28 protein-coding genes and 3 pseudogenes are annotated in these 26,001 nt (G+C 64.3%); 19 read left to right on the forward strand and 12 right to left on the reverse strand.

The window, feature by feature from the left end; genetic code table 11:
- A pseudogene (locus tag ACZYOF_RS30810) lies at window positions 1-207 on the forward strand (hypothetical protein); the annotation flags it as partial.
- A gap of 120 nt (window positions 208-327) precedes the next feature.
- Here ACZYOF_RS30810 and ACZYOF_RS30815 read toward each other — a convergent pair.
- Entirely contained in the window at window positions 328-4,107 is a 3,780-nt protein-coding gene (locus ACZYOF_RS30815; RefSeq protein ID WP_463718118.1) for a tetratricopeptide repeat protein, read from the reverse strand.
- Window positions 4,108-4,313: 206 nt separating this feature from the next.
- On the opposite strand from ACZYOF_RS30815, the gene ACZYOF_RS30820 reads away from it, so the two are divergent.
- The 6 genes and pseudogenes from ACZYOF_RS30820 to ACZYOF_RS30845 all read left to right on the forward strand — a co-directional run bounded on the left by ACZYOF_RS30820 (window position 4,314) and on the right by ACZYOF_RS30845 (window position 7,344).
- Complete coding sequence (locus tag ACZYOF_RS30820) at window positions 4,314-4,562, forward strand: DUF3551 domain-containing protein (protein ID WP_130578822.1); 249 nt, start codon at window positions 4,314-4,316, stop codon at window positions 4,560-4,562.
- Between the two features lie 124 nt (window positions 4,563-4,686).
- Window positions 4,687-4,956 (forward strand): hypothetical protein, encoded by a 270-nt coding sequence (locus ACZYOF_RS30825; RefSeq protein ID WP_282527799.1) that lies wholly within the window; start codon window positions 4,687-4,689, stop codon window positions 4,954-4,956.
- Window positions 4,949-5,239, forward strand: a pseudogene (locus tag ACZYOF_RS30830) (hypothetical protein); the annotation flags it as partial. The gene ACZYOF_RS30825 and the pseudogene ACZYOF_RS30830, both read left to right, overlap by 8 nt.
- 42 nt (window positions 5,240-5,281) lie before the next feature.
- Window positions 5,282-5,566: a DUF1488 family protein gene (locus ACZYOF_RS30835; RefSeq protein ID WP_394569659.1), complete on the forward strand. Its 285-nt coding sequence runs from the start codon at window positions 5,282-5,284 to the stop codon at window positions 5,564-5,566.
- 669 nt (window positions 5,567-6,235) lie between these two features.
- A complete protein-coding gene (locus ACZYOF_RS30840; protein ID WP_130578825.1) occupies window positions 6,236-6,439 on the forward strand; it encodes a hypothetical protein in 204 nt (67 codons plus the stop codon).
- 383 nt (window positions 6,440-6,822) lie between these two features.
- The gene (locus ACZYOF_RS30845; RefSeq protein ID WP_130578826.1) at window positions 6,823-7,344 is read left to right on the forward strand and encodes a DUF1269 domain-containing protein; all 522 of its coding nucleotides are present in this window, start codon (window positions 6,823-6,825) and stop codon (window positions 7,342-7,344) included.
- A gap of 31 nt (window positions 7,345-7,375) precedes the next feature.
- On the opposite strand, the gene ACZYOF_RS30850 is transcribed toward ACZYOF_RS30845, so the two are convergent.
- Genes ACZYOF_RS30850 through fliL form a run of 4 tightly spaced genes read right to left on the reverse strand, consistent with a single transcriptional unit; the run spans window position 7,376 to window position 10,302 of the window.
- Window positions 7,376-8,152 (reverse strand): MotE family protein, encoded by a 777-nt coding sequence (locus ACZYOF_RS30850; RefSeq protein WP_463718119.1) that lies wholly within the window; start codon window positions 8,150-8,152, stop codon window positions 7,376-7,378.
- On the reverse strand, window positions 8,149-8,610 hold the full coding sequence (locus tag ACZYOF_RS30855; protein WP_028163559.1) for a DUF6468 domain-containing protein: 462 nt from the start codon (window positions 8,608-8,610) through the stop codon (window positions 8,149-8,151). Before ACZYOF_RS30855 ends, ACZYOF_RS30850 begins: the two co-directional genes overlap by 4 nt.
- A gap of 1 nt (window position 8,611) precedes the next feature.
- A complete protein-coding gene (gene fliM / locus ACZYOF_RS30860) occupies window positions 8,612-9,808 on the reverse strand; it encodes a flagellar motor switch protein FliM (RefSeq protein ID WP_130578828.1) in 1,197 nt (398 codons plus the stop codon).
- 2 nt (window positions 9,809-9,810) lie between these two features.
- Window positions 9,811-10,302, reverse strand: coding sequence for a flagellar basal body-associated protein FliL (gene fliL, locus ACZYOF_RS30865; protein ID WP_130578829.1), 492 nt, complete (start codon window positions 10,300-10,302; stop codon window positions 9,811-9,813).
- Window positions 10,303-10,687: 385 nt separating this feature from the next.
- Here fliL and flgF point away from each other — a divergent pair, with 385 nt between their 5' ends.
- From flgF to ACZYOF_RS30900, 7 genes are all read left to right on the forward strand, one after another.
- The gene (gene flgF, locus ACZYOF_RS30870) at window positions 10,688-11,452 is read left to right on the forward strand and encodes a flagellar basal-body rod protein FlgF (protein WP_130578830.1); all 765 of its coding nucleotides are present in this window, start codon (window positions 10,688-10,690) and stop codon (window positions 11,450-11,452) included.
- Between the two features lie 12 nt (window positions 11,453-11,464).
- On the forward strand, window positions 11,465-12,253 hold the full coding sequence (flgG, locus tag ACZYOF_RS30875; protein WP_028163563.1) for a flagellar basal-body rod protein FlgG: 789 nt from the start codon (window positions 11,465-11,467) through the stop codon (window positions 12,251-12,253).
- A gap of 12 nt (window positions 12,254-12,265) precedes the next feature.
- Complete coding sequence (gene flgA / locus ACZYOF_RS30880; protein WP_463718120.1) at window positions 12,266-13,330, forward strand: flagellar basal body P-ring formation chaperone FlgA; 1,065 nt, start codon at window positions 12,266-12,268, stop codon at window positions 13,328-13,330.
- 5 nt (window positions 13,331-13,335) lie between these two features.
- Window positions 13,336-14,088 carry a flagellar basal body L-ring protein FlgH gene (gene flgH, locus ACZYOF_RS30885; RefSeq protein ID WP_130578832.1) on the forward strand — a complete coding sequence of 251 codons (753 nt, stop codon included), beginning with the start codon at window positions 13,336-13,338 and terminating at the stop codon, window positions 14,086-14,088.
- Window positions 14,089-14,220: 132 nt separating this feature from the next.
- A complete protein-coding gene (locus ACZYOF_RS30890) occupies window positions 14,221-15,795 on the forward strand; it encodes a glycosyl hydrolase family 79 N-terminal domain-containing protein (protein ID WP_463718121.1) in 1,575 nt (524 codons plus the stop codon).
- A gap of 182 nt (window positions 15,796-15,977) precedes the next feature.
- The gene (locus ACZYOF_RS30895) at window positions 15,978-16,193 is read left to right on the forward strand and encodes a hypothetical protein (RefSeq protein WP_130578834.1); all 216 of its coding nucleotides are present in this window, start codon (window positions 15,978-15,980) and stop codon (window positions 16,191-16,193) included.
- A 214-nt stretch (window positions 16,194-16,407) separates the two neighbouring features.
- A complete protein-coding gene (locus ACZYOF_RS30900) occupies window positions 16,408-16,830 on the forward strand; it encodes a hypothetical protein (RefSeq protein ID WP_028163568.1) in 423 nt (140 codons plus the stop codon).
- Between the two features lie 164 nt (window positions 16,831-16,994).
- Here ACZYOF_RS30900 and ACZYOF_RS30905 read toward each other — a convergent pair whose 3' ends face one another.
- The gene (locus ACZYOF_RS30905; protein WP_130578835.1) at window positions 16,995-17,258 is read right to left on the reverse strand and encodes a hypothetical protein; all 264 of its coding nucleotides are present in this window, start codon (window positions 17,256-17,258) and stop codon (window positions 16,995-16,997) included.
- 292 nt (window positions 17,259-17,550) lie between these two features.
- Here ACZYOF_RS30905 and ACZYOF_RS30910 point away from each other — a divergent pair, with 292 nt between their 5' ends.
- Window positions 17,551-17,898 carry a hypothetical protein gene (locus ACZYOF_RS30910; RefSeq protein WP_463718122.1) on the forward strand — a complete coding sequence of 116 codons (348 nt, stop codon included), beginning with the start codon at window positions 17,551-17,553 and terminating at the stop codon, window positions 17,896-17,898.
- A gap of 1,002 nt (window positions 17,899-18,900) precedes the next feature.
- Here ACZYOF_RS30910 and ACZYOF_RS30915 read toward each other — a convergent pair.
- Together ACZYOF_RS30915 and ACZYOF_RS30920 are read right to left on the reverse strand one after the other, a co-directional pair.
- On the reverse strand, window positions 18,901-19,686 hold the full coding sequence (locus ACZYOF_RS30915) for a 2-keto-4-pentenoate hydratase (protein WP_463718123.1): 786 nt from the start codon (window positions 19,684-19,686) through the stop codon (window positions 18,901-18,903).
- Window positions 19,687-19,764: 78 nt separating this feature from the next.
- Window positions 19,765-20,793 carry an SDR family oxidoreductase gene (locus ACZYOF_RS30920; protein WP_463718124.1) on the reverse strand — a complete coding sequence of 343 codons (1,029 nt, stop codon included), beginning with the start codon at window positions 20,791-20,793 and terminating at the stop codon, window positions 19,765-19,767.
- 102 nt (window positions 20,794-20,895) lie between these two features.
- Here ACZYOF_RS30920 and ACZYOF_RS30925 point away from each other — a divergent pair, with 102 nt between their 5' ends.
- Window positions 20,896-21,324 carry a winged helix-turn-helix transcriptional regulator gene (locus ACZYOF_RS30925; RefSeq protein ID WP_282527789.1) on the forward strand — a complete coding sequence of 143 codons (429 nt, stop codon included), beginning with the start codon at window positions 20,896-20,898 and terminating at the stop codon, window positions 21,322-21,324.
- 21 nt (window positions 21,325-21,345) lie between these two features.
- Here the strand turns inward: ACZYOF_RS30925 and ACZYOF_RS30930 are convergent, their stop codons facing one another.
- The 3 genes from ACZYOF_RS30930 to ACZYOF_RS30940 form a co-directional block, all read right to left on the reverse strand.
- Window positions 21,346-22,155, reverse strand: a complete 810-nt coding sequence (locus ACZYOF_RS30930) for a phytanoyl-CoA dioxygenase family protein (RefSeq protein ID WP_463718127.1) — start codon at window positions 22,153-22,155, stop codon at window positions 21,346-21,348.
- Window positions 22,156-22,371: 216 nt separating this feature from the next.
- The gene (gene dksA, locus ACZYOF_RS30935) at window positions 22,372-22,737 is read right to left on the reverse strand and encodes an RNA polymerase-binding protein DksA (RefSeq protein ID WP_196237262.1); all 366 of its coding nucleotides are present in this window, start codon (window positions 22,735-22,737) and stop codon (window positions 22,372-22,374) included.
- Between the two features lie 327 nt (window positions 22,738-23,064).
- Window positions 23,065-23,478, reverse strand: coding sequence for a flagellar assembly protein FliX (locus ACZYOF_RS30940; protein WP_130582401.1), 414 nt, complete (start codon window positions 23,476-23,478; stop codon window positions 23,065-23,067).
- A gap of 269 nt (window positions 23,479-23,747) precedes the next feature.
- Here ACZYOF_RS30940 and ACZYOF_RS30945 point away from each other — a divergent pair, with 269 nt between their 5' ends.
- From ACZYOF_RS30945 to ACZYOF_RS30955, 3 genes are read left to right on the forward strand one after another with little or no spacing between them, the layout of a single operon-like run.
- Window positions 23,748-24,872 (forward strand): flagellar basal body P-ring protein FlgI, encoded by a 1,125-nt coding sequence (locus ACZYOF_RS30945; protein ID WP_130582400.1) that lies wholly within the window; start codon window positions 23,748-23,750, stop codon window positions 24,870-24,872.
- Window positions 24,872-25,228, forward strand: a complete 357-nt coding sequence (gene flgJ, locus ACZYOF_RS30950) for a flagellar assembly peptidoglycan hydrolase FlgJ (RefSeq protein WP_463718125.1) — start codon at window positions 24,872-24,874, stop codon at window positions 25,226-25,228. Before ACZYOF_RS30945 ends, flgJ begins: the two co-directional genes overlap by 1 nt.
- A gap of 15 nt (window positions 25,229-25,243) precedes the next feature.
- Window positions 25,244-25,741: a hypothetical protein gene (locus ACZYOF_RS30955; protein ID WP_463718126.1), complete on the forward strand. Its 498-nt coding sequence runs from the start codon at window positions 25,244-25,246 to the stop codon at window positions 25,739-25,741.
- A gap of 147 nt (window positions 25,742-25,888) precedes the next feature.
- Here the strand turns inward: ACZYOF_RS30955 and ACZYOF_RS30960 are convergent.
- Window positions 25,889-26,001 (reverse strand): annotated as a pseudogene (locus tag ACZYOF_RS30960) (IS630 family transposase); the annotation flags it as partial.

Consider the following 26,001-nt stretch of genomic DNA (forward strand, 5'->3'; position numbering starts at 1 on the left):
GATGCGCCGCATGCCAGAAATGCGATCGGCGCCTTCATCGAAGAGGTGTACAATCGTCAACGGCTGCACTCGGCTCTGGCTTACCAGCCGCCAGCCGAGTTCGAAGCAAATTTACCAGGTTGCGGGGGTGGTGCGCAGCAGCCCCGCAACCTGGCCCTAACCCATCAACCCGCCCTGCCGCCTCAAGCGCCGGGCTCCTGTCCCTGATTATCCTGTCTCACTACAGGGGTGCAGTTCAGTCGCCAAGGCCTCGGCAATCCCGGATTGCGCGGAGCCTGTCATCGGGCGCGCATTCGCGCGACCCGTTGGCTCCATCCGGGCTGCGCGCTACCTCGCCGCGCTGGCGCGCTTGACGCCGACGATCGCAGGCAACGCCTCGGGATCGGCTTTCGTGCCGGGCACGGCACCGGTCGCGATCGGATCGGAGAGCGGCGCGCGGGCGGTGGCGTCGGGGAAGCGGAGCTTCATGTCGCGGATGAAGCCGTCGAGCGTGTCGACGCTGGCGGCCATCCTGGCGATCTGGGAAAATTCGGCGCTGTTGGCGGCAGCCGGCCTGGCTGCGATGTCGAACGCCGTCCGGTCGGCCTCGCCCGACATCAGCGGCGCATATTTCTCGCGGAAGCGCGTAAGCCCGATCGCGTCCTCGGCGAGCGCATAGCCGACCACGGCACGGATGATGTCGCCCTTCTCGGCCGCATTCAGCGGCGTGAAGTCGCGCCAGCGGTCACCATAATAGAGCTCGATCTGCTCGGAGGCCTCGCGCCAGTGCCGCTGCGCCCAATAGATGTCGGAGCGCAGCCGGATCGCCTCGCGGCCGGGAATGTTGGAGATGATGTCGAGCGCAAGGTCATGCCGACCAACGTCGCTCTGCGCGCGCGCCTCGAGCAACAGCCGTTGCTGGCGCAATTCGCCTGACAGATCCGAGATGCGGGTCAGGCGCAGCGCCGCGATCGCGCGCTCCGGCTTGCGATTGGCGAGATAGACCATGGCAAGGCGTGCGGCGACCTGCGCGCGCGCTGCGCCCTCCAGCCGCTTGTCGACCTGATACTGCAGAAGCTCGGCAGCTTGATCAAGGAGGTCGACGCCGACGAGGCGATCAGCGAGGCGACGGATCATCTCGTCGCCGCGGCGACCGATCGGCGTGAGCTCGCGATATTCATAGAACATCGTGAGCGCGTCGATCGGCGGGATGCTGTCACCGGCGGGCCCGAGGAAAAGCTGGGAGAACAGCGCTGACGCCGCATCCTGTGCCTGCCGCGATTCCGGCGAATTCGGCTGCAGCCTCGTCGCGGCGCGCGTAGCCGCGAACGCCTCCGCATAGCGGCCGGTGTCGGAATAGATCTTCGCCAGGATCTGCAGCGTGCGCAGCTCGATGCTGTCGCCGCGCCACATCACCGCGAGCAGTTCGAGCTCGCGCAGGATGTCGGCCTGGGTGATCTCACCCCGCTTCTGCTTCAGTGTGACCTCGAGCAATTTGCCTTCGGCCGCGGCCTCCCGGTCGGGCGAGTTCGCGGCGAAGCGGTAAGCGTCGAGCGCGTCCTTCTCATAGCCGAGCGCTTCGGCGAGCCGGCCGCGCAGCACGGCGGCCGCCGGCTTCAATTCCTTCGGCAGGCCGATCACCTCGAGCTCGCTGCGGCGGCGCGCGGCTCCGGCAAAATCCTTCACCTCGAGCGCGGCCTTCATCGATTCCAGCATGACGATACGCTGCAGGTCCGGCGGCAGGGTCGCGACCGAGAACTCCGCGTTCTTGAATTTCTCCCGCGCATCCGCCCATTTGCCCTGGCGCGCAAGGGCGAGCCCCTTCCACAATTGGGAATCGTAGCCGTTGCCGATCACGGGGTTGGCAAGATCCTTGAGCGCGCGCTCGGGCCGGCCCATCATGATGCTGCTGGCGGCATGAACCATCAGCACGGCCGGGTCCTCGGCGCCGCGCTTGCTCTCCGACAGCATCAGATTGGCAACACCGTGTGCCTCCTCGTACAGGGCGCGCGCGACGTAGAACTTGGCAAGGTTGAGCCGCGCCTGCGCGAGCTGCTCGGGCGACGTGGTCGCCTCGGCGCTGGCCGCGATCAGCGCGTCGAGCCGCTTCAGGAAGTTCTCCGACTGGTTGTTCTTCCATTCCTCGGCATCGAACAGCGGCTTCACCGCGGCGGTGGCGCGTTCGGCGGCAACGTCGGCCGATGACAGCGTAAGCCCGCCCGGACGTCCCAGCACCACCTTGTCGGCGCCGAGTTCGGCCTTCACGTCGTCGGAGTTCGGATGCACCACGAGGCCGTGGACGGATTCAAGCAGCGACAGCTCGACGAAATCCTGCCGACGGATGAAGCCGCGCGCCGGCGGCGGCGCGGTGACGACCCACAGCATGTCGCCGGCGTCTGGATCGACCAGCCGGTGCAATTGCCCGGGATTGGCCAAGGGCACGCTGACATTGGCGAGCGCGGGATCGCTGACATTGCGCACCACCATCAATGGCTGCGGCGGCTTCTGCACCCGGTCGGCGAAGGTCACCGTCCAGCCCGTGCCGGAGGAACGCTCGTCGGCCTCGAGCGAAGGCATCTGCGGGCGGTTGAGACGAAAGCGGATCGCCTGTCCCTGGTCCAGCGGCAAGCGGCTGACGTCGGAGATGATGGCGCCGGCCTTGTCGCGGATCGGCGCGACATCGATCGCCTCCGGACAATCGAACACCAGCCACACCGCGTCGGCGCGGCGGAACAGCGCCGACGGCGTCGCCTTCTGGAAGGTGAACGTCACGCGCAAGCCGTCGCTGTCGCGCTGCGCGTCGACCGTAACCGGCTTTTCAGCGGAGGAGACCTGCGGCGTTGCGGCCGCGGCCTGTTTCGGCGCGGCATTCGCAGGCGACGGTGAAGCCTCATTGACGGGGGCTGCTGCAGGCTTCGCGTTCTCGGCAGGCGCCGCTTGCGCCGGAGGGGGAGCAGGCGGCACCTCCTGCGCGACCTTCTCGGACGCCGGCGCGGGCATTTCGGCGGCAGGGGGCTGCGGCTTCGCGGCCGCAGGCGCTGTGGTCTCGGCCGCTGCGGCCGGCGCCGCCTGCGGCGCATTTGCGCCCTGCTCGGGCTTGATGGCGATCTTGGCCTGCTCCGCGAACGTCTCTGAGGTCACCGGCGTGACCGGGGCCGGCTGCTGCAACGGCGTGGTCTCCCTGATCGCTTTGCCCTGTCCGGCCGCCACGGCGACCAGCGGCTTTGCCGGCGCGGGTGGAACGTTGGCGGCGTGCCCATCCGCCGCCGGCTTCTCCGGCTGCTGGAAGGCGACGTCGACGACATAGTTCTTGTCCTCGCGGAAGGAGCGCACGTCGACTTCGCCGATCAGGTTGATGTCGACAGCCGAAGTGTCGGTGTCGGAGCGCTGGTTGATCGAGGCGACGTTGGGCGGCGCCGCCACCTTGGCATCCGCGAGGTCGAAGCTGAGCACGCTGTTGAACAACAGCGTCAGCTTCTGCTCGTTCAGCACCGAGGACACGCTGACGCCGTCGGGGATTTCGAACACGAAGCGCACGAAGGTCGGCTGCACCGAAGCGCGCACGCGCACCGGCGGCTTTTTCTTGGCGGCGTCAGCCGCCCGCTGCGCGCGCAACGCACGCTCGGCGGCACGCGCGCGCTCGGCCAGTTCGCGGATCACGTCCGTGGGCAGAGGCGGCGGCGGCCCGGCCCAATCATCGGGCAGGAAGTCGATGAAGATCCGCTCGGCCGCAGTCATCGTGTTGATCGTCACCCGCCGCGACAGCGACAGGCGGATCGCCGTTCCGTCCGGATCGCGCCGCGCCATGCCGACATAATCAGGCACGGCATCGGCCAATCCCTCCACCGGGATATCGACCGGCCGCTTGAAGCGGACCACGACGATCGAGCCGGCCGTCGACACCTCGGTTTCGACATCCTCGGCAAGCTTGAACACCAGCCGCGCAAAACCGTTCGCCGCCGAGAACGTCGCCACGCCCTTGACCGGATCGTCGGCGCGGGCGGCGGGCGCAAGCGTCAGCGAGATCAGGAGCACGGCAAGCGGCCACAGCCGGCCCAGGCAAAGATACGCCGTCCGCGCCAAAACGCGGCCATGCGACCTTAGTCCAGCGGCAGCCCGTCGCGCCATGCCAGTTACGTCTTTCAGCCCTCAAGCCTCGAAGCAGACGCGAATGCGCCACCCCGCATCCGAATCTTGAATTGGCTCGCTTAAGGAGTTGTTAAATATCTACATTAGGGATGATTGATTTGCTGGATCTGGCGCGAAGAGCCGGCAAAGGTGCTCGGATAGTGCATCTTGGACCGTGTGGGTGACCTGCCTTCAAGGAGATTCCGATGCGTCAAGTGGATCGGGCGATCCTGGTGATCGGTGCAATCCTGGCGGCGCTGCCCGCCCAGGCGCAGACCTATGATCCGCGTTACCCGATCTGCATGCAGGTCTTCAGCATTGACGGCCCTGCAATCGGGTGCGGCTATACATCGATGGCTCAGTGCAAGGCGTCGGCGTCAGGCCGCGCAGCCGAATGCTTCGCCAACCCGTATTTCGCCGGCGGCCCTCGCCGGACGAGGCGCTCAAGATCGTGATGCGCGAGCGCCAAACCGCTTCGTCTCGGGCGCGGCAAGAAAGCGATGGCTAACGCGGCTTAAAGGGCGCATGCTGCTCTTGGGGCAGCGCCGGCGCCGGCGTTTTCGCGAAAGGCACGCGCGCATGACCACCCGCTCCCGACGAGAAGTCGTCACTTTCAAACACCCGTTCCGGATCAGAGGTATCGATCGCCTGTTACCGGCCGGCGACTACGAGGTCATCACCGACGAGGAGACGATCGAGGGACTCTCGTTCGACGCGTTCCGACGCGTCGCCACCATGATCATGGTTCCCGCTGAAGGCTCGCGCGGGCTGGCGATGCAGATGGTGTCGATCGGCTCGGTCGATCTCGCGGACGCGCAACGCATCGATGCGAGCGCGCCCCATGACTGACGAACCGCTTGACCTCGACAGCCATCGCGGCATGGCGGCGCAAAAAGCGACCGATATCCGTCGTGAGCTGGCTGAGATCGAGAGCCATGCGCGGGAGCTGCGCGAGCGGCAGACCGCGCTCGAAAATGACCTCTTGTCGGCTGCCGCCGCGTCGTGGCCGGAAGCAGCTACCAAGGCGCGTTACGTACTCGACCTTTATGCCGCCGGCCTGCCGCCGGAAGATACCAGGCATCGCGATCTCGTCGCTGCGATTCTTGAGGATTTTGCACGGCTCACCGAGCAAGGCGGAGCACGATCGCCGCGCCGCCTCCAGGGAGCAGGTCACGTGACGCTCAGGCAAAGCCGCTTCATCAGCTATGAATATGACAGGATGGTCGTCCTGTTCTCGATGCTCGACGGACAGAAGGAGATTTCTTGTGCAATCTCGATCTCGGCGATGGATGAGCTGGAAGGCGTGGTGCGAGCGAAAGCAACGCAACGCGAAGCGCAATTCTTGCGACTGCGCGAGCGCATCGAGGCCTGCGCCGACGGCAAATACCAGGCGACCGAGTTCGAAGGAACGCCGCCCGGGATCGTCCTGCGCAGCATCGATTTCCGAAAGCCGCGATAGAACCGCACGCTGGCGACCGGTGGGAAAGTGATGCTGTCCCGTTGGCGACCGCTCTGTTCCAGACGATCGTGATCGCTTAGCGTTCAAACGAACGTACGCTGGCCCCGAGCCGGCGCATCAACATCGCTCCCGTAGGAGAGCGCGAAAGATCCTGCGAGCATCGACCTAGCCATCGGATGGCTCACGCCTTATGTTGTTGATATCACTGATCGTGAAAAAGGCTTCAGTGACTGAGAGACCATGCCGCGCTCCCGCCAGAAACAGGAGGGAGCCCCATGAGTTCCACAATCTATCCATTGCATTTTGAACGGAGTTTCGAGCGCCGCTGGGCCTCCAGAATGGTTCGCGACGGGCCAAGGCGCTCGCCGTCACAAGGCACCAATACCTGTATCTGCGGACACCTCATTACTGCCCCCATCCGTTCGACCTATTTGTCCACCGGGGTTGTCAACGAATGGCGGTGTTCCGCTTGCGGCAACCACTGGGAGACGATTGCTGATCCCGGCGCGGGCTCAACGAAGCCAAATCAATGAGCCATTGCGCGGCCTTTGCCCGGCAAAGGCTGCGCGGCGGCGAATTGAAGCTGCTCGCTCAAGTCGGCTCTGACACACCAGCGAAACAGAGCAGCGAACGCACCGCACGGTTGGTCTCGCAAGCAAGGAGGCTCCTATGAAGGGCAACATATTCAACAGCAAAGGTATTCACGTCGGCGTTATAGTCGGTCGAGAAATTTTCGACCGCAACGGTACGAAGCTCTATGACCTCAAAGGGATCAACATCTACAGGCTCTCCGGAGAGTTGGTTGGTCATCTAAGTGATGCGAGCGGTTCGGATAAGCGGCTTGATAAAGCGACCGACCGCTTGTTCAGGTAGCTACCCAGGCGAGAGCGCGCCCAGGCGCTGACGTTTGATCGGCATCGCTCAATTGTATGGAAATCTACAGCATCAACGGCACTGCCACAGGTGTGGCTATGCACCGATGGCCCGGTGCAAAGCGCCGGTGTCAGCCGCCAGCCCAATGCTTCGCCAGCCCGTATTTCGCGGGCGCAAACAGGAAAACGCCAGTCAGGCCAGAGGCGGTAGGCAAGTTCCCTGTTGTGTTTGAGGCAAACGGGCGAAGCCACAGATTGAACAACGTGCTAGGTTCCCCTCGCCGGGGGTTGATGTAAATCAATCGCATTCGTGTGCCATTTGCTTTGCATTCGGATGGTCATGGAGACGGAATAAAGTCGGGCGGCCATAGAGGAGAACTGCAAATGAGTGATCTTGTCGTGATCGCATTCCCTACCGAGGCGAAGGCGGAAGAAGTTCGTCAGAAATTGCTGGCCATGCAGAAGGAGTACCTGATCGAACTCGGCGATGCCGTGATTGCGGTGAAGGATGCCGATGGTCGGGTAAAGCTGAACCAGCTCATCAACACCACAGCGGCCGGCGCTGTCGGCGGCGCTTTCTGGGGCACCCTGATCGGTCTGATCTTCCTGATGCCGCTGGCAGGAGCAGCGCTTGGCGCCGCCGGCGGCACGCTCGGCGGATATCTGACCGATGTCGGTATCGACGACAAATGGATGAAGGAGACGGCGGCTGCCATTCAACCGGGAACCGCAGCCCTTTTTGTGCTGGCGCGCAGGGTGACCGGGGACAAAGTGCTTGAAGGTCTCAAGGGCGAAGGCGGGACCGTGCTGAAGACGTCTCTCGACCACACCAAGGAAGACGCGTTGCGGGCGGCACTGGCCGGCGCGCAAGCCGCTGTTCCTACCCCACCTGCACCGGCGGCTTAATAGTACTGCTGCAAGCGATGCGCCGAAGCCGTCAGTTCAGCTTCGGCGTGAGCATCTTGCCCTCGATCTTGGGCAGGTCGGCGGCGGGCTGCAGCTTGTCGGGACTGGCGCGGCGGGCGAGCTCGACGGTGAGCCGCTCGGCCGCTTCAGGCTGCATCAGGCCGAGGATATCAGCCATCTTGCGCGGCGCGATCTGGGAAGCGATCTCGTAGAGCACGCCCATTTCCAGCCGGTCGAACACCTTCGCGGCGTCCTTCGGCTTCATGCCCTCATACATCGTGATGATGCCCTTGAAGCGCGCGGCGTCGGCTTCGGCCTTCTGCGCCGCGACGGCGCTGCTCCTGGCGTCGCTGGCCTTGGCCTCCTCCACCTTCGTCTCGATGCGCTTCTCGGCGGCCTTCAACAGGCTTTCGCGGATCTCGATCTCGCGCGCGCGGGCATCCAGTTCCTGCCGGCGCGCCTGCAGCCGTTCCAGGATCGCGCGCTCGGAGGCCGAGATCTGCGGGGGCAAGTTCGGATTGATCACGACGCCATCCGGCTGCGACGGCGGATCAGCGGCGGCGGGCGGCTCTTCCTTCTTTTTCTCCTCGGGGCCGTGCACGGAGCCGGTGATGTCGTTCGGATCTCCCTTGTTCTTTCCTCCCGGGAAATTCAGCATCTCCTGCGCCCATGACGGCTTGGTCGACTGCGGATTGTAGTCGAACACATAGCCGCCATCGAGCACGAGGCCCGCGACCTTCAGCACCACGAGGCCGAAGATCGCGACCAGCACGACCGGGATGACGCGGATGTCGCGAAACGCGCTCATGCGGCCAGACCGCCTGCCTTTCTGCGTTCGGTGAAGGCTTCAGCCGCCGCCGCCACCGCCTTGGCCGGCGACATCTTCGGCGCCGCCGGCGCGGGTGCAGCGGCTGCGGCGGGCGCAGCCTCCGTCACCGGCCGTCCCGCCTGCACGATCCTCGACAGCCGCCGGATCATGGCGTCGGCCTCGGAGAGCTGGCCCTTCAGATGCGCCGACATCTGCGTCGCCGCGGTGAGCTGGCTGCCGAGATTCTCGTTGACGTCGCGCACGGTGTGCTTCAGCCCGCCGATCGCGCGCTCGGCGATCTCGGTTGCGGTGATCAGTTCGGCGATCGTGGCCTTCAGCGAGTGCTCGTCGGCCTTCAGCCGCTGCAGGCGCTTGTTGAGCAGCATGCAGTAGCCGATCGTCAGCATCAACAGCACCGCGACCAGGCTTTCAATCGCAATTCCGAGGGAATGATTCAAACTATGCCTCCATCATCTTGGTCTGCTCGTCGGCCTTCTCGAACATCGCAAAGGTGGTATTTGGCTTGCGCAAATTCTTGCTGACGCGGATCGCGACGCGGTCGCCGACGCGACCCATGCGGCCCTCGGTCAGGGTGACGTGGCCGCAGCGCACCGACACCAGCGAGTCCGCGCGGATGTCGAGCGGCAGCGTGTCGCCGACCTTCAGCTTCATCAACTGCTTGAGCGGAATGTCGGCTTCATAGAGCACGGCCTCGACGGAGATTTCGGCCTGCGCCACTTCGGTCGCGAAGTGTCCTTCCCAGATCGGATCGCGGCCGAACTTTTCGCCCATGAACATCTGCAACAGCACGTTGCGGATCGGTTCGATGGTCGCATAGGGCAGCAGCAATTCGATATTGCCGCCGCGGTCCTCCATGTCGATGCGCAGGCGCACCAGGATCGCGGCGTTGGCGGGACGGCTGATCGCCGCAAAGCGCGGATTGGTCTCGAGGCGGTCGATGCTGAATTTCACGGGCGACAGCGGCCGGAACGCCTGTTCGGCATCGGCCAGCACGACCTCGATCAGGCGCTTCACCAGGTTGGTCTCGATCGTGGTGTAGGGGCGCCCCTCGATGCGCAGCGAGGTCTGGCCCCTTCGGCCGCCGAGCAGCACGTCGATCATCGAATAGATCAGGCTGGAATCGACGGTGGCGAGCCCGAAATTCTCCCATTCCTCCGCCTTGAACACGCTGAGCACCGCCGGCAGCGGAATCGAGTTCATGTAGTCGCCGAAGCGCACCGAAGTGATGCGGTCGAGCGAGACTTCGACGTTGTCGGAGGTGAAATTGCGCAAGGATGTCGTCATCAACCGCACCAGGCGGTCGAACACGATTTCCAGCATCGGCAGGCGTTCATACGACACCATCGCGGAGTCGATGATGGCGCGGATACCGGAATTGTCGTCGAGATTGACGTCGCCGACGGTGAAGCCGAGCAAATTGTCGATCTCTTCCTGCGAGAGGACCCGCTCGCCGCCGTTCTTGGTGCCGAAGTCGCGGCTGCCGTCCTCGACCATGGCCGCCCATTGCAGCGACATGCTCTCCGACAGTTCATTCTTCGCAGCTTCTTCCGCTGCGGCTGCCGGATCCTCGGAATCGAGCGACGCCTCCCACTGGGCGGCGATCGCATCCTGGTCCATCTGGTCGTTGCCGGCCATCGCTACTGAACCACGATTTCCTTGAACAGCACCGCGTTCACCTGGTTGGGCGACAGCGCCGCGTTGACGCGCTTGGTGAGTTCTTCCTTGAGGCGGAACAGGCCGGCCGAGCCGTTGAGGTCGCTGGCGCGCAGTTCGCGCAAATAGGTCTGGAACAGGTCGGTGACGCGCGGCAGCGACGGCTTGATCGCCTCGACCTGCTTCTCCTCCTTCACCTCCAGCACCAGCTTGACCTTCAGATACTGGATCCGCTCGCCGGGCCCGCCGACGAGATTGACGAGCATGTCGGGCACTTCGACGAAGGCCGGCGGCTTCGGCGGCGGTGCTTCGGCATGCACCTCCTCGCCATGGCCGCGCATGAAGAAGAACCAGCCGGCGCCACCGCCAAGGATGGCGAGGAAGCCGACGGCGGCAATGATCAGCTTGAGCTTACCCTTCTTCGAAGCAGCGGCCTCGCCCTCGGCGCCGCCCTCCGCCTTGTCCTCGTCCGCCATCGCCCGCCCGCCCCAAAAACGGAAACGAACGCGATTGCCCCAGCCAGGCCCTTTGAGACGCAATACCGATGCCGCCAGCGCACACGCGCTCTGTTACAGCGCAACGCTAGGGTAAGAATGGTTAACGGTTTCTTTCATTCGCCGCGCAACTAGGAAAAAACTGCCGGGCAAACATGGTCAACAAGACCTTTCTGCCGCCCTCTCCGCCCCCGGGCTGAACACCTAACCCACTCAAAAATCATCACTTTCCGAGTTGGCACGGCTTTCGCTGAAGACAGTGCGAGCCGGCGGGTTTGGGAGAGCCCAAAGGTTCACGAGGTCCGAGGGCCTGAGGTTTGGGAGAACCTCTTTCCGCAGGACCGTCTACGCAAGGGGAGAACCGCCGATGCAGAATACGCTTCTGGTCGGACTATCGCGACAGGTTGTGCTGGAGCGGCAGATGGATGTCGTCGCCAACAACATCGCGAACATCACGACGAACGGCTACAAGGCCGACCGCTCACTGTTCCAGGAATTCCTGAGGTCCGGCGCGCATGAGGACAATTTTGCCCCCTCCGACCGCCGCGTGTCCTTTGTCAACGACCGCGCCACTTTCCACGACTTCTCGCAAGGACCGTCGCAGGAGACCAAGAACCCGCTCGACGTCGCGATCGACGGCTCGGGCTTCCTCGTGGTGCAGACGCCCGAAGGCGAGCGCTACACCCGCGACGGCAATCTGACCGTCAACAACCAGGGCCAGCTCGTCACCCAGTCCGGCTATCCCGTGCTCGGCAATGCCGGCCCGATCGTGTTCCAGCAGACCGACAAGGACATCAGCATCGCCGCCGACGGCTACGTCACCGTGCTCGAAGGCACCGGCCGCATCGACTCCATCCGCGGCAAGCTGCGCGTGGTCAATTTCGCCCAGCCGCAGCAGCTCGTGAAGGAAGGCAACAACCTCTATTCGGCCGGCGAAGGCAATCCGGCCGCGCTCGATACCACCTCGCGGCTGCGCCAGGGCTTCGTCGAGAAGTCCAACGTCAATTCCGTCACCGAGATGAGCCGCATGATCGAGATTACGCGGACCTACACCCAGATCTCGTCACTGCTGCAGCAGCAGAGCGATCTGCACAAATCGGCGATCGACAAGCTCGCCGACGTTCCGGCCTGAGGAGATTAATCGATGCGCGCTCTCTACACTGCAGCGACCGGCATGGCGGCACAGGAACTCAACGTTCAGGTGATCTCCAACAACATCGCGAACCTGCGCACCACCGGCTACAAGAAGCAGCGCGCCGCGTTCCAGGACCTGATCTACGACCATGTGCGCCGCGTCGGCTCGCAAGCCTCCGACCAGGGCACCATCCTGCCCGTCGGCATCGATCTCGGCGGCGGCGTCAAGACCGTCGGCACGCCGCGCCTGATGAGCCAGGGCACGCTCTCGCCGACCGGCAACGATCTCGACATCGCGATCCGCGGCGAAGGCTTCTTCAAGATCCAGATGCCCGACGGCACCTACACCTACACCCGAGACGGCTCGTTCATGATGGACCAGCAGGGGCGCGTTGTTAACGCGCAGGGCAACCCGGTGCAGCCGACCATCACGATCCCTCAGAACTCCTCGCAGATCACGATCAATGCGCAGGGCCAGCTAACCGTGATGCTACCGGGCTCGACCACGCCGACCCTGGTCGGCCAGATCGGGCTGACGCGCTTCATCAACAAGGCCGGCCTGCAGCCGATCGGCGACAACCTGTTCGTCGACACGCCGGCCTCCGGCACGCCGCAGGACGGCATCGCCAACACCGACGGCTTCGGCGACATGCAGCAGTCCAACCTCGAACAGGCCAATGTCGAGGTGGTCTCGGAAATCTCCGATCTGATCGCGGCCCAGCGCGCCTATGAGATGAACGCCAAGGTGATCAGCGCCGCCGACCAGATGCTGCAATCCACCTCGAACCTGTTCCGCTGAGGGAGAGTGACCATGTTCGCCCGCCCGCTTCTCCTCGCCGCGCTGCTCCTTGCCGCGTCGGTCTCCAATGCGACCGCGCAGAGCCGCAGCGACGTCATCGCGCCGCCGACGCTGCGCGCCAACGTCACGGTTACAAGCGACATCGTCCGCATCGGCGATCTCGTCGACAATGCCGGCAGCTTCGGCGCCACACCGATCTATCGCGCGCCCGATCTCGGCACGACAGGCACGCTGCCGGTCGCGCAGGTGCTCGCCACGCTGCGCACCCATCAGGTGATCGGCGTCGACACCCGCGACCTCAAGGAAATTTCGGTGACCCGCGCCGCGCGCGCGATCGATCGGCAGGAGATCGAGCAGGCGGTCGCCCGCACGATGGAGCGCCGCAACGGCCTCGGCGAAGCCGCCAATCTCACCATCAACTTCGATCGCGACATCGGCGACGTCAGGCTGGAAGCCACCAATTCCGGCAATCTGCAGCCGGTCGCCCTCCGCTACGATCCGCGCAACAGCCGCTTCGATATCACCTTCGAGATCGCGAACGAGACCGGCGCCGCGCCGACCAGGCTGCGCTTCACCGGCACCGCGATCGAAACCGTCGAAGCCGCCGTGCTGGCGCGCAGTGTCGAGCGCGGCGAGACGCTGAAGCATTCGGACGTGCTGGTCGAGCGCCGCCCGAAGGCCGAGGTCGGCAACGACCTCGCCCTCCGCGACAATGCCGTCGGCATGCAGGCTCGCCGCCAGCTCCGCGCCGGACAGGCGCTGAAGACCGCCGATCTCGCCAGGCCGGATCTGGTGACCCGCGACCAGAACGTGACGCTGATCTATCAGGCCGCCGGGCTCTATCTCACGATCCGCGGCAAGGCGCTCGACGGCGGCACCGAAGGCGATGTCGTCAGCGTGATGAACCTGCAGTCCAAGCGCACCGTCTCCGGCACCGTCACCGGCCGCGGCCAGGTCACGATCACCCCGCCGCGCGCAGCAACTGTCCTTGAACCCAGCGCCTCGCTCGCCCCCGCCGAGCAGGCGAGCCCCGTCGCCGTCGCCAACGTCAGTTCAGTCGCCCCGAAAGCCGAGTAACCGTGATGTCCGCTTATCGTATCAACCGCCTCGTCCTCACCGGCGCCCTGCTCACGCTCGGCATCCTCGCCAGCGGCTGCTCCTCGATCGACCGCCTCTCCCAGATCGGCGAACAGCCGAAGCTGACCGCAATCGAAAATCCGACCACGCAGCCCGGCTACAAGCCGGTGCAGATGCCGATGCCGAAGCCGGAAGTGGCCTCCTACAGCCCGAACTCGCTGTGGCGCAACGGCTCCAGAGCCTTCTTCAAGGACCAGCGCGCCGCGCGCGTCGGCGACCTGCTGACGGTGACCGTCAATTTCACCGACAAAGCCAACATCGCCAACGAGACCCAGCGCAGCCGCACCGCCAAGGAAGATTCTGGTATCACCGACTTCCTCGGCTCCCAAACGGTTACGCAGCCGCTAAAGGTCCTGCCGGGCAAAATCCTCACCACGGACTCGACCTCGTCCAGCGACGGCAAGGGTTCGGTGAACCGGCAGGAAGCGTTGCAGACCAACGTCGCCGCGGTCGTCACGCAGGTGCTGCCGAACGGCAACCTCGTGGTCGAAGGCAAGCAGGAGATCCGCGTCAATTTCGAGATCCGCGAACTGATCGTCGCGGGCGTCGTGCGGCCCGAGGATATCCAGAGCGACAACACCATCGATTCAAGCAAGATCGCCCAGGCCCGCATCGCCTATGGCGGCCGCGGCCAGATCACCGACGTCCAGCAGCCCCGCTACGGACAGCAGGTGATGGACGTGCTGCTGCCGTTCTGACCTTCTTCAAACGAGCTCCCACACTTTATTGCGAACCTAGGCGCAGTGAAGTGTTCCAACGCGGCCCTCGCTAGCTCCCCTGGCGGGGGCCGCGGCTTTTTGGCGACCACGTGCCCGGTGTAAAGTCGCGTGATGCGGAGCGAGAACGAGGTTCGGATCAGCCTGACGCGACGCGCTTGCCTCGGCGCTGCGCTCGCCATCCTGTGCGCGCCGCCTGCGTCGGCGGCCGATCCGAGCATCGCGCTCGCGCCGGCAGCCATGGCGCGCATTGGTTCGATCGACGAGCGCTTTCAATCCTACAATGTCGAGATGGTCGAGGTGACCGGCGGGCACTTCTGGCGTCCTTACGCCGATCGGCGCCAACCTTCTTCAAAAGCGGATGGCATCCCGGCCGGCAGGGATCCCGCGATGTACGCCTACCGCAAGCCGATCGATCTCGCCAATCCGCGACTGCGCAAGCTCGCCGCGGCGCTGGGGCCGGCCTATCTGCGCGTGAGCGGCACCTGGGCCAACACCACCTATTTCGATGACACCGATGAGAACGCGCGGTCGCCACCTCCCGGCTTCAACGGCGTGCTGACACGCCGTCAATGGAAAGGCGTTGTCGACTTCGCGCGCGCGGTGGACGCAAGGCTCGTCACCTCCTTTGCGACAGGCCTGGGCACGCGCGATGCCAGCGGCGTCTGGACGCCGGCGCAGGCACAGAAGCTGATCGCGGCGACGCAGGCACTCGGCGGCAACATCGCAGCGGCCGAGTTCATGAACGAGCCCGACCTCGCCGCCATCGGCGGCCTGCCGTCCGATTATGATGCCGCGAGCTTCGGCCGCGACATCGCCGTGCTCGCGCCGTTCCTCAAGCATGCCTCATCGGAAACAATCCTGCTTGGGCCGGGCACCGTGAGCACAGGCGGATCGGGCGATGCGCTCGGCAGTGAGAAGCTGTTGGCAGCAGCAGGCCCCGTGTTCGACGCGATCTCCTTCCATTATTACGGCGCCCTCTCGCCACGTTGCAGCAAGAGGGTGCCATCGGCTGCGGTGCGCGACAGCAACGCGTTGTCACAAGACTGGTTGTCCGGCATCGATCGTGCAGCGTCGTTCTACGCAAACTTGCGCGATCGGTTCGCACCCGGTCGGCCGCTGTGGATCACGGAAACGGCCGATGCCGCCTGTGGTGGCAATCCTTGGAGTTCGACCTTCCTCGACAGCTTTCGCTATCTCGACACGCTTGGGCGCATGGCCAAACGCCAGGTGCAAGTCGTCATGCACAACACTCTTGCTGCCAGCGACTACGGCCTGCTGGAAGAGAAAGACTTCACGCCGCGTCCGAACTATTGGGCCGCACTGCTTTGGCGAAAACTGATGGGCACGGTCGTGCTCGACGTCGGATCGGCGGCGGTGCCGGGACTATATCTCTATGCGCATTGCCTGCGGGACACATCAGGCGGCGTGGCGCTGCTTGCCATCAACACCGATCGGATGGCGCGGCGGTCGCTCGCGTTCTCCGGAACGGCGCGACGCTACGCCCTGACCGCAGCCAATCTCACCGACACGCGCGTGCGCATGAATGGCCGCGAGTTGAAGCTTGCTGCGAATGATGAATTGCCTGCGCTCGAAGGCGAGCCGGTCGCGGCGTCACACACTGACTTGGCCCCGACCAGCATCACATTTTTCTCGATCGCGGATGCGGCCAATCCCGCCTGCCGGTAGCGCCTGGAACGCCGGGCACCTCTGCATCGGAAGCATAACCCGGGAAACTACGTACAGCATATCGGACGAAGGCTGGTCCAGATCACGTTTCGACGAGATGTGATCACGCAAGTCCCGCCCGCTGGCACGAAGCCTGCATAAACCAATCCAACCGGGTATTCCCCAATCAACCGAAGGTCAAAATGCTTGTCACGCTTGTCGCTATTCTCTGCAACGGTCCACTTTGTCTTGAAAAAGTCGTCACCAACAGCGAGCAATCCGGCATCACCATGGCAGCCTGCAGTGTAAACGCGCAAATCGGCATCGCCGACTGGCTCTCCAAGGGGCCGTATCACGAGTGGAGGCTGAAGAGCTACAAATGCGTCATGGGCAAATATACGCCCAAGAACGAAGCATGAGAGCGCGAAGCATGAGAGCGTGACGCGTGAGTCATGCGGCTCCTCCGATGAGGATCAGGTTGGCGATCCGATACACGTATGGGTCAGGCATGATGGCGATTTTACGCGCAGCCTTTCACGCCCCATTAACCCTCGCGCCCTCACTCGCTGGAAGTTGGTGACATCGCGCTCTAGGTAGTGCGCAACGCAAATTTTCTCGTTATGGGTGTGTTCGATGATCAGGGATGGCGAATATGCCGTTTGGTTTCGGACGCCGCACGGCGAAGGCACCGGGATCATCTATCTTGCAAATGGCAGGATCTCGGGCGGCGACTGCATGTTCACCTATAGCGGCACTTACGAGCTCGACGAAGACCGGTTCACCGCGACGCTGACGACCAAGCGCTACGCCGAAGGCCCGACCACCGTGTTCGGTGTCGACGAGGTCGAGGCAAAGCTGACCGGGGTCTTCAAGGGCCAGACCGCGGTGTGCTCCGGCACCGCAGAGCAAGCGCCGGGCGTGCGTTTCGAGGCCAACCTGTTTCCCCGTCCGGAGCCGCCGTCAGAGCGCGGCATCAAGCGCGCTGCCGGCGTGACCAGGCTGCCGCAAAGCCAGGCCGACCGCCACCGCCCCGCCAAGCCGTTTGCGGTCGGCTAGTGCGATCGCAGGGTTAGCCGCCCCCATTCTCCGCCGCTTCAACGCACGAAGGCGGGAGGCGTAACCGACAATCCCGATCGCAGGCGAACGGCGGATTACGCTTGCGCCGTCGCTCGTTGAAGCTGCGGAAAACGGGACGCTAATCCGCCCCACCGCTTGCGGCCCTAGCCTGCCCTGCCATTCATTTCGTGATGGCTGAGATGGCGCTGGTGGCGCGCATGCCGTTCAATGAACGCGTGTCGCGCCGGCGGCCAATCGTTGCGCCAGTTGCCGTCGGTATAGGGATTGCCCGGCCCGATATTCTGGCAATTGGCATCGGGATAAAACTGCGCGCAGTAGCCGGGATCTTCGATCACCGCCTGAGCCGATGCCGGGCTTGCGAAAGCCGCCGCGATGACGCCAGCGGCGCCGATCAGTGCGTATTTCATCTTGGTCTCCTGGATGCGGAATCACATTTATTCGAAGTGGTGGGCCGCAGCGCCGGCGCCAATCATGGATCGCGCCGCCTTTCCCAACCGTGATAGTTCGCGATTGCAGCCGGTCACCGCAGTGACACCGAATGACGCGGTTCATTCACGCGCGCGGGAAAACTTCGCCGGGCAGAACTTGCCCACTCAGCGCCGAATGTCCTGAGGGTCGCGCCTATCCCGTTGAAATAACTCGCGTGCATGATGGCACACGGATTGCGTCCTGCGACCTCATCACGAATTGGGGCGCGACGTGCAGATATCGACGACGATCTCCTCCTATAGCTTTGTTACCGCAAGCACGAAGAACACTGCCGCAAAGGACGTCTCGAGCGCCGACGATCAAGCTTCCACCCAACCCGCGCGGGAAGCGTCCCTCGGCAACGGTATCGAGGAGGAGTTCCTCAAATACGCCCACATGAACCCGATCGACCGGATGCGCGCGAACATCCTGAAGAGCATGAACCTGACCGAGCAGGACCTGCAAAACATGACGCCGCAACAGCGCCAGGCCGTGGAGCAGAAGATCAAGGACCTCATCGAGCAGCAATTCCATGAGAACGCGGACAAGAAGGGCCAGCTCGTCGACGTGTCGGCGTAGCACCGCCACCGTTTCCGCCGTCATTCCGGGGCGCGCGTCAGCGCGAGCCCGGAATCCATTCGTCCACTTGCGCAAGCGGTGAAATGGATTCCGGGCTCATCGCTTCGCGATGCCCCGGAATGACAGCCCCCCGTCATTGCGAGCCAACGGGTCGCGCGAACGCGCGCCCGATGACAGGCTCCGCGAAGCAATCCACGTCTCCACAAGCGGCGCTATGGATTGCTTCGCGCTGCTCGCAATGACGATGTGGATGCTTTCGGTGCGACATAACAACCCGACGGGCAAATCAGCCGCCCCCCTGTCCATCCCTCGCGCAGAAAATATTCCGCTTTCGCCGTCGGGCAAATCAGTGATTTAACTCCGCGCGTCTCACGGCGGATGAGGGGCGGCTCGCGATCGTCACGAACGTTGCGGTGAGATGCGGTGGACGCGGGTGTCACGACTGACGAGCGTGGCACGCGTGGACGGCGAAGTCGTGTGGTCCTGGCGCCCCGACGCTGGCGCTAAGCTTCTTAACGAAGTGACGGTGGCAAGAAAGCCCGGTCACCGGGGAGAGCACGAAATAAGCCGTAACACCATCGCGCAGGGAAAGCCGGAATGCTTCGGTTGAACCTGTGGTCCTACCCCCGTGCTTTTTGTTGCACGGGACCCATGGGTGCAACCGGCACCCGGCTTTCCCTGCGCCCTCTGCTCAATGAGAGGGTGGAAAGTGAAGCAAAGCTCGGGCGTGATACGCCGCGAGAATGCGGACTCACATGCCCTGTGCTGTTTGAAAATTGAATCATGACTCGCGGCGATGCTGTAGGGTGGGCAAAGCGAAGCGTGCCCACCATCGCGAGCACGGCGCTAGATGGTGGGCACGGCGCAAGTGCGCCTTTGCCCAACCTACGGCTCCGGCTCCGCCGCAACCGCTCGCTCGCGCCACAACAACTCCCTGTGGTCATGGGTCCTTGCTTTCGCAGGGACGACAGCGGTGCGAGACGCGCGAACCTATCTACCGCATCACGCGAACGTGGCCTTCACCTTGCCCAGACCCGCGAGCTCCATCACGACGCTGTCGCCGGCGTTGAGCCATATCGTCCTCACCAGGCTGCCTGTCAGCACCACCTGTCCGGCGTGCAGGCCCTTGCCTTCGGCGGCGAGATGGTTGGCGAGCCAGGCGAGTGCGTTATGGGGATGACCAAGCACGTCGGCGCCGGTGCCGCTCGCCACCTCCTCGCCATTGATAAGCGCGCGGCCCTTGACGTCGTGCAGATCGGGTGCGGTGATGCGTGGCACTGCCGTGCCCAGCACGCAACCGGCGGCGAAAAAGTCGTCCGCGATCAGCGTCGGCGCGCCCATCGCCTCCCATTTCGCATAGCGGTCGTCGACGATCTCGATCGCGGGATGATACTCCGCAACCGCCTCCGCGACCCATTCGGCGGTGAACGGCGCCTCACCCGGCGCCAGATCGCGCGCCAGCTTCACCGCGATCTCGCATTCGACGCCGACGCGGACATAGTCGGCCATCTTGAGCTCGGCACCGCTCTCATACACGCCCTTCTCGAACACGCCGCCGCCGCAAGGATGGGCGATGCCGAGATATTCCTGCATCACCGCACTGGTGCAGCCGATCTTGTAGCCGACGAGCGCGCCGACCTTCGGCAGCAAGAGGTCATGCACCGCGCGCTGGACCTGATAGCCCTCCTCCTCATCGGCCGGCACCAGATCCACCGGCAGCGCCGCCAGCGGCGCGCGGTTACGGCGAGCGGTGGCGATGGCCTTTGCGGCCGCTGCGGTCCTGTCCATGGCCACCTCCCGGATTGCGTTGTCGAGATGGCAATTCAGCACCACGGCGCGCGCTTGACAAGCGCGTCACATACGCGCTCACGCCTTGACAAGGCCGAGCCTGATCAGGCTTTCGGCGGTCGAAAGGATCGTCTCGTCATCGCGGCGCGGCGTCCAATCGAGCTTTTCGCGGGCCTTCGCGCTGGTGGAGCGGCGGACCTTGCCGAGCATCGGCACGGCATAGCGCAGCACGGGAACGCTCGTTGCGGCCAGCCGCACCACCCAGTCCGGCGCCTGGAAGCGCGGCACCCGCCGGGCGGCGGAACCGAGCTCGCGCCGCAGGAGATTTGCGATATCGAGCATCGACATCGGATCTCCGGCAACCGCGATGAAGCGTTCGCCGCGCGCCGCCGGCGAGGTCATCGCGCGCAGATGCAGGTCCGCCACGTCGCGCACGTCGACCACGGCGAAATAGATCCGCGGCACCGCCGGCATCGCGCCGTTGAGCAGCATCTTGATGATGTCGATCGAGCCGGAGAAATCCGGCCCCAGGACCGGCCCGAACACGCCGACGGGATTGATGACGGAAAGCTCCAGTCCGCCGCCCTCCTTCGCAATGAAATCCCAGGCCGCGCGCTCGGCGAGCGTCTTCGACTTGACGTAGGCGAACACGTCATCGCCATCGAGGTTGGTCCAGCTCGTCTCGTCGAACGGCTGCGCCTGCGGCGGGTGGCCGTAGCCGATCGCCCCCATCGACGACGTGACGACGACACGCTTGACGCCGGCATCGCGCGCGGCGCGCAGCACCCGCAGAGTCCCGTCGCGCGCGGGAATGATCATCTCGTTCTCGTCCCTGGGCACGCTGCTGCTGAGCGGAGACGCGACATGCAGCACGTAATCGCAACCCCCCACCGCCTCGCGCCAGCCGGCATCCTGCGTGAGATCGGCAGTGAAGAACGATACGCTCTCGGGCGATGGCGCATTGCCCTGGTGCAGCATCGCGAGCACATCCTTGCTGCGCTCCGGCCGGCGCACCGTGGTGCGCACCTGATGGCCCTCGACCAGCAACTGCAGGATGGTGTGCACCCCGATGAAGCCCGATCCGCCCGTAACCAAAACGGTGCTCATCCGACAAAGCCTTTCCCAAATCTTCGGCCCTCGGCGCGGAAATTCGCTTCGCCGGCCTGCAACAACCGCATCTGGGCCACTATCTGCGAGAGGACAAGTAGGATGAAATTCGAGACCGGTATGGAGAACAATACCATGTCGCCCTGCGATTCCGCCGAATGCGCAGATTGCGCACCCGACCCGGCACTGCTCGGCGATTTCAAGCACGCCATTCACGCACTCGGCGGCAAATGGAAACTCGAAATCCTTTTTGCGCTGATGAACGGCGCAATCCGCTTCGGCGCCCTGCGCCGCTCGCTCGGCGGCGTCACCCAGCACATGCTGACCGCGCAACTGCGCGAGCTCGAACGCGACGGCCTGGTCCTTCGTACCGTGCTTGCCGAAAAGCCGCTGCGGGTGGAATACGAATTGACCGACGCCGCTTACGGCCTGTTGCCGGCGTTCCGCGAACTGCTCGCCTGGTCGAAGACCTATGGCGCACGCGGCCATGCGACCGCGCGCGAAGCGACACTCGGCGCCGAACTCGCCTGAATGTCGCTTCGCAGCTTTACGTTATCCCGTCATTCCCAGCGCCCGCCGGATCGCGATCTCGACCGGCGAATAGGCGCCGTCGGAACGCTCGAGCCGATAGGGCTCCCTCAATGGCAGCGCGGGCTGTGCCATGAAGCGAGGCGCCCTGCCCTGGTGCCGTTGAGCGGCGTGAACCAGGAAGGGATGGCAGAGATAGACCGTGCCGGCCGCGCCGGTCGCCAGCGCAATCGGGCAATCGGCGCCCATCTCGTCCAGCGCCATGCGGGCACGGCCGGCCTCGCCCGCAGGTGCGAGATAGCGCGCCATCGGCTGGTGCGAGCCGACCCTGATGCGCGTCGGCGCGTCCTGTTCGCCGACGTCGGAGAACAGGAACAGCATCAGCAATGCGCGCCCGCGCGAGGTGACATTGACGCGCCAGGCCGAGAAATCCTGCCGCTCATTCGGATCGCAATCCTCGCCGGGGAAGCTGAGGTCGACGTGCCAGCCGGCGTCGCCGGGATCGTCCGGATGCGGAAAGCGTACCGGAAAGGTGCCGATATCCTGTCGCGGCCACCAGCGGCCTGTGCCGACGATCTGGTCGAGCGCCGCATGCAGGACGGGCGTGTTGATCGCCTGCTGGAACGGTGGCTGGCCATAGAAGCCCAGTCGCACCACCGGGCGTGTCCATGTTGCGGGCGCGTGCTCGCGGCACGGCAAGCCGCGCCACAGGATGGCGCACGCCTCCTCCGCGAGCTCGCGCGGAAAAGCGTCGTCGATCCTTACAAAGCCGTGTTCGATGAATTGGGCAATTTGCGCGCCGCTGAGCGAACGCGCGCGTTCGTGGTCGGTCATCATGATGATCTCTCAAGCTGTCGCCAGACGTTATTGCGCTGCGTCATGCAGCGGCGGTCCGGCTCAATCGGTCCAATGGAGTGCCGCAGGCAGCGGCGGCTGGGATCAGCGACCCAGCAAGAAGACCGAAGCGAAGTTGAGAATGGATTTCATCATGGCGGCGCCAAACTACCTCCGCCGGATGGCGGTTTCAATGGCACCGCCGCGAGGCTACCCCTATTCGTCGCGATAAACTTTTTCGCGCTTCTCGTGGCGTTCCTGGGCCTCGACCGAGAGCGTTGCGATCGGACGCGCCTCGAGCCGCTTGAGGGAGATCGGCTCGCCGGTCTCCTCGCAATAGCCGTAGGTGTTGTCCTCGATGCGCTGCAGTGCGGCATCGATCTTGGAGATCAGCTTGCGCTGGCGGTCGCGGGCGCGCAGCTCGATCGCACGGTCGGTCTCGGAGGAAGCACGGTCGGCAAGGTCGGGGTGGTTGACGTTCTCTTCCTGCAAGGTCTGCAGCGTGAGCTTCGATTCGCGGAGGATCTCATCCTTCCAGGCCAGCAGCTTGGCGCGGAAATAGTCGCGCTGACGCTCGTTCATGAAAGGCTCTTTTTCAGAAGGCCGGTAGTTCTTCAGCTTTTCCAAAGGCAGTCCATGTCCCTGTCAGGCGGACGAAAATGGGTCATCCGCGCGGCGCCTTATATAGCTACCTCATGTGACAGACAATATCGGCGCAACCGCTTCGAACCGCCATTTCCGCCCCCTTGCACAGGCAAGTTGGCCCCGTTCCGCCAGGACCGGTCAGTGGGCTCATCCGGCGCCAACAGCCCCGAGAATGAAGGGTCCGGATCAGTCCTTTTTGCCCGGCCGACGGGAATTAAATCCGCGCTGACCAGACCGGGCGAATCGCGGCCGAGGCAAACGACCTTAGGCCTGCCCGGCCTTGGCGAGCTCGACTTCGACGCGAAGCTCGATTTCGGACAGGACCGCATCAAGGCCGGGATCGCCGGAAGAAGATTTCAGGCTGGCGGCGGCATCGCGCAGCCGCGCGACGGTTGTCGCTTCCAGATTGCCGGCCAACAGGCCGATCTTGAGCTCGTCGAGCACATCGAGCGCGCCGCGGCCCCGCGCGACCGAGCGCTTACGGCGTTCCGTGGGGTCCTCGACACCTTGCAGCGCAAGCAGCGCATCGATATTCGCGGCGGCTTTCGGCGCGGCGCCGGAACGGACCTCGCCCGCTTCCGTCGAGGGTTCCGGCAGCGCGAAGCTGCTCGAGTTGTTCCGCCGCGTGCTGCTCGCGGGCGTTCCAAGCGTGGTGCCGTTCGGTCCTGAGATGCGCATCGTCGATGATCCCGCGGGCGTGCTGGGCGGAACCTTCGCCCCCTTATGGTTAATGCTCCGTAAACGACCCGGCAAAATCTGCCGCCGGCCGGCAGTTTCGACTCCGCCGGCAAACGGAGCGCGAACAGCGATCACGAAATTTCACTAAAGATATCAGTTATTTGATGCATCACCCCGGCATGGCACAGGGCTCGCATAGTGAAGGAGCGGATCGCCCGCTATGGGAGTGGCGTGCCGGTCCGATGGAAGACCTCGAGGGGAGCACAGGGATGCCCGGCATCCGTTCGGCACATTTTTTCGCAGCCGCCTGCGCCGCGTGGCTCGTGCTCGCGCTGACCGCTTTGCCGGCCGGCGCGACGTCGCGGATCAAGGACCTCGCCAATATCGAAGGCGTGCGGCAGAACCAGTTGATCGGCTATGGCCTCGTGGTCGGCCTCAACGGCACCGGCGATACGCTCAACAACATCCCCTTCACCAAGCAATCGCTGCAGGCGATGCTGGAACGGATGGGCGTCAACATCCGCGGCGCCACCATCCGCACCGGCAACGTCGCCGCCGTGATGGTCACCGGCAATCTGCCGGCCTTCGGCACGCAGGGCACGCGGATGGATGTCACGGTGTCCGCGCTCGGCGACGCCAAGGATTTGCGTGGCGGCACCCTGCTCGTCACCCCCCTGCTCGGCGCCGACGGCAATGTCTACGCGGTCGCGCAGGGCACGCTTGCGATCTCCGGGTTCCAGGCCGAAGGCGAAGCCGCCAAGATCGTGCGCGGCGTGCCGACCGTCGGCCGCATTGCCAACGGCGCGATCATCGAGCGCGAGATCGAGTTCACGCTCAACCGCCTGCCTAACGTCCGGCTCGCGCTGCGCAACGCCGACTTCACCACCGCAAAGCGCATTGCGGCGGCGGTGAACGATTTCCTCGGGGTCAAGACCGCCGAGCCGATCGATCCCTCGACCGTGCAGCTCAACATCCCGCCGGAGTTCAAGGGCAACGTCGTCGCCTTCCTGACCGAGATCGAGCAACTGCAGGTCGACCCGGATCTTGCCGCCAAGATCGTGATCGACGAGCGCTCCGGCATCATCGTGATGGGCCGCGACGTTCGCGTCGCCACCGTGGCGGTCGCGCAAGGCAATCTCACGGTGTCGATCTCCGAGAGCCCGCAAGTGAGCCAGCCCAACCCGCTGTCGCGGGGACGAACGGTGGTGACGCCGCGCTCGAATGTGCAGGTTACCGAAGACGGCAAGAAATTCGCCGTGGTGAAAGACGGCGTCTCGCTGCAGCAACTCGTCGACGGACTGAACGGGCTCGGGATCGGCCCGCGCGACCTGATCAGCATCCTGCAGGCGATCAAGGCCGCCGGTGCGATCCAGGCCGACATCGAGGTGATGTGATGCAGAGCGGATTCGTCGACGCCATCACCAGTCCCTATCGGGCGCCGCGCGGCAACGGCCGCAACGATCCGCAACTCGCGGACGCGCTGACGAAGGTCTCGCCGGAAATGCAGGCGAAGGCCCGCGCGAAGGCGCAGGATTTCGAGGCACTGTTCCTCAATTCGATGTTTTCGCAGATGACCAGCGGCATCAAGGGCGAAGGCCCGTTTGGCGATACGCCCGGCACCGGCGTGTGGCGCTCGATGCTGACGGAAGAATATTCGAAATCGTTCGCGAAATCCGGCGGCGTCGGCATTTCCAACGACGTGTTCCGCACGCTGATCCTGCAGCAGGCAGGCGGCGCCAGCCAAGCTTGAGGAGATCAGGACAAGATGAACCAGCGTCTTCAATCGCGGCCGGCGCCGGCGCAAGCCGTGAAGTCTGCAAGCTCGACACCTGCCGAAATTCGCAAGCTCGCGGAAGACCTGATGGACGTGATGAGCGCCCTGCTCGGCATCACCGAGCGCGAGACAGAGCTGGTACGCGCCGGCAAGGTACGCGAAGCGATGCAACTGGAAGCGCAGAAATCGGAATTGTCGCGTCGCTACATGGTCGCGGTCGAGAACGTGAAGGCTGCGCAAAAGCAGCTGGCACAGGCGGCGCCCGATCTCCTGAACACGCTGCGCCGCCATCACGACACCTTCCGCGCGATGCTGCAGGTCAACCTCACCGTTCTCGCCACCGCGCATGCGGTGTCGGAGGGCATCGTGCGCGGCGTCAATAGCGAGATCCAGCGCCGCAACGTGCCGAATACCTACACTGCGGCCGGCCGGCGCGCTGCGCCTGGACCGCGCCACATCACGCCGCTCGCGGTCAGCCGGTCGCTCTAATTCGTTAAAATTGTCGCGCGAGCGTAAGCGCGGCATTCAGCGCATTCCCTAACAACCTGTTGAGAGGTGTGGCCTATAGTTGCGGTTCATGGAGGGTTGGGATTTGACTCGAAGCATTAGCTAGTGCGCACGCACTAGTACCCGGAATCAGAGCTGAGTGATACGGCGCCCTGTGAAGCGGCGTTGACGGACCTTTTTCTTGGTCCAGACGAAGGGCTCGGCTTTGTCGTTGTACGCGTTGACGTAGGCATCGATGTGTT

This window comes from Bradyrhizobium sp. LeoA1Lang, from assembly GCF_055413685.1.

Bases quoted from the DNA above. Each gene is read 5' to 3' on its own strand.
- ACZYOF_RS30815 (WP_463718118.1), bottom strand. From the start codon at position 4,107: ATGGCGCGACGGGCTGCCGCTGGACTAAGGTCGCATGGCCGCGTTTTG.
- ACZYOF_RS30820 (WP_130578822.1), top strand. From the start codon at position 4,314: ATGCGTCAAGTGGATCGGGCGATCCTGGTGATCGGTGCAATCCTGGCG.
- ACZYOF_RS30825 (WP_282527799.1), top strand. From the start codon at position 4,687: ATGACCACCCGCTCCCGACGAGAAGTCGTCACTTTCAAACACCCGTTC.
- ACZYOF_RS30840 (WP_130578825.1), top strand. From the start codon at position 6,236: ATGAAGGGCAACATATTCAACAGCAAAGGTATTCACGTCGGCGTTATA.
- ACZYOF_RS30845 (WP_130578826.1), top strand. From the start codon at position 6,823: ATGAGTGATCTTGTCGTGATCGCATTCCCTACCGAGGCGAAGGCGGAA.
- ACZYOF_RS30850 (WP_463718119.1), bottom strand. From the start codon at position 8,152: ATGAGCGCGTTTCGCGACATCCGCGTCATCCCGGTCGTGCTGGTCGCG.
- fliM (WP_130578828.1), bottom strand. From the start codon at position 9,808: ATGGCCGGCAACGACCAGATGGACCAGGATGCGATCGCCGCCCAGTGG.
- fliL (WP_130578829.1), bottom strand. From the start codon at position 10,302: ATGGCGGACGAGGACAAGGCGGAGGGCGGCGCCGAGGGCGAGGCCGCT.
- flgF (WP_130578830.1), top strand. From the start codon at position 10,688: ATGCAGAATACGCTTCTGGTCGGACTATCGCGACAGGTTGTGCTGGAG.
- flgG (WP_028163563.1), top strand. From the start codon at position 11,465: ATGCGCGCTCTCTACACTGCAGCGACCGGCATGGCGGCACAGGAACTC.
- flgA (WP_463718120.1), top strand. From the start codon at position 12,266: ATGTTCGCCCGCCCGCTTCTCCTCGCCGCGCTGCTCCTTGCCGCGTCG.
- flgH (WP_130578832.1), top strand. From the start codon at position 13,336: ATGTCCGCTTATCGTATCAACCGCCTCGTCCTCACCGGCGCCCTGCTC.
- ACZYOF_RS30890 (WP_463718121.1), top strand. From the start codon at position 14,221: ATGCGGAGCGAGAACGAGGTTCGGATCAGCCTGACGCGACGCGCTTGC.
- ACZYOF_RS30895 (WP_130578834.1), top strand. From the start codon at position 15,978: ATGCTTGTCACGCTTGTCGCTATTCTCTGCAACGGTCCACTTTGTCTT.
- ACZYOF_RS30900 (WP_028163568.1), top strand. From the start codon at position 16,408: ATGATCAGGGATGGCGAATATGCCGTTTGGTTTCGGACGCCGCACGGC.
- ACZYOF_RS30905 (WP_130578835.1), bottom strand. From the start codon at position 17,258: ATGAAATACGCACTGATCGGCGCCGCTGGCGTCATCGCGGCGGCTTTC.
- ACZYOF_RS30915 (WP_463718123.1), bottom strand. From the start codon at position 19,686: ATGGACAGGACCGCAGCGGCCGCAAAGGCCATCGCCACCGCTCGCCGT.
- ACZYOF_RS30920 (WP_463718124.1), bottom strand. From the start codon at position 20,793: ATGAGCACCGTTTTGGTTACGGGCGGATCGGGCTTCATCGGGGTGCAC.
- ACZYOF_RS30925 (WP_282527789.1), top strand. From the start codon at position 20,896: ATGAAATTCGAGACCGGTATGGAGAACAATACCATGTCGCCCTGCGAT.
- ACZYOF_RS30930 (WP_463718127.1), bottom strand. From the start codon at position 22,155: ATGACCGACCACGAACGCGCGCGTTCGCTCAGCGGCGCGCAAATTGCC.
- dksA (WP_196237262.1), bottom strand. From the start codon at position 22,737: ATGAACGAGCGTCAGCGCGACTATTTCCGCGCCAAGCTGCTGGCCTGG.
- ACZYOF_RS30940 (WP_130582401.1), bottom strand. From the start codon at position 23,478: ATGCGCATCTCAGGACCGAACGGCACCACGCTTGGAACGCCCGCGAGC.
- ACZYOF_RS30945 (WP_130582400.1), top strand. From the start codon at position 23,748: ATGCCCGGCATCCGTTCGGCACATTTTTTCGCAGCCGCCTGCGCCGCG.
- flgJ (WP_463718125.1), top strand. From the start codon at position 24,872: ATGCAGAGCGGATTCGTCGACGCCATCACCAGTCCCTATCGGGCGCCG.
- ACZYOF_RS30955 (WP_463718126.1), top strand. From the start codon at position 25,244: ATGAACCAGCGTCTTCAATCGCGGCCGGCGCCGGCGCAAGCCGTGAAG.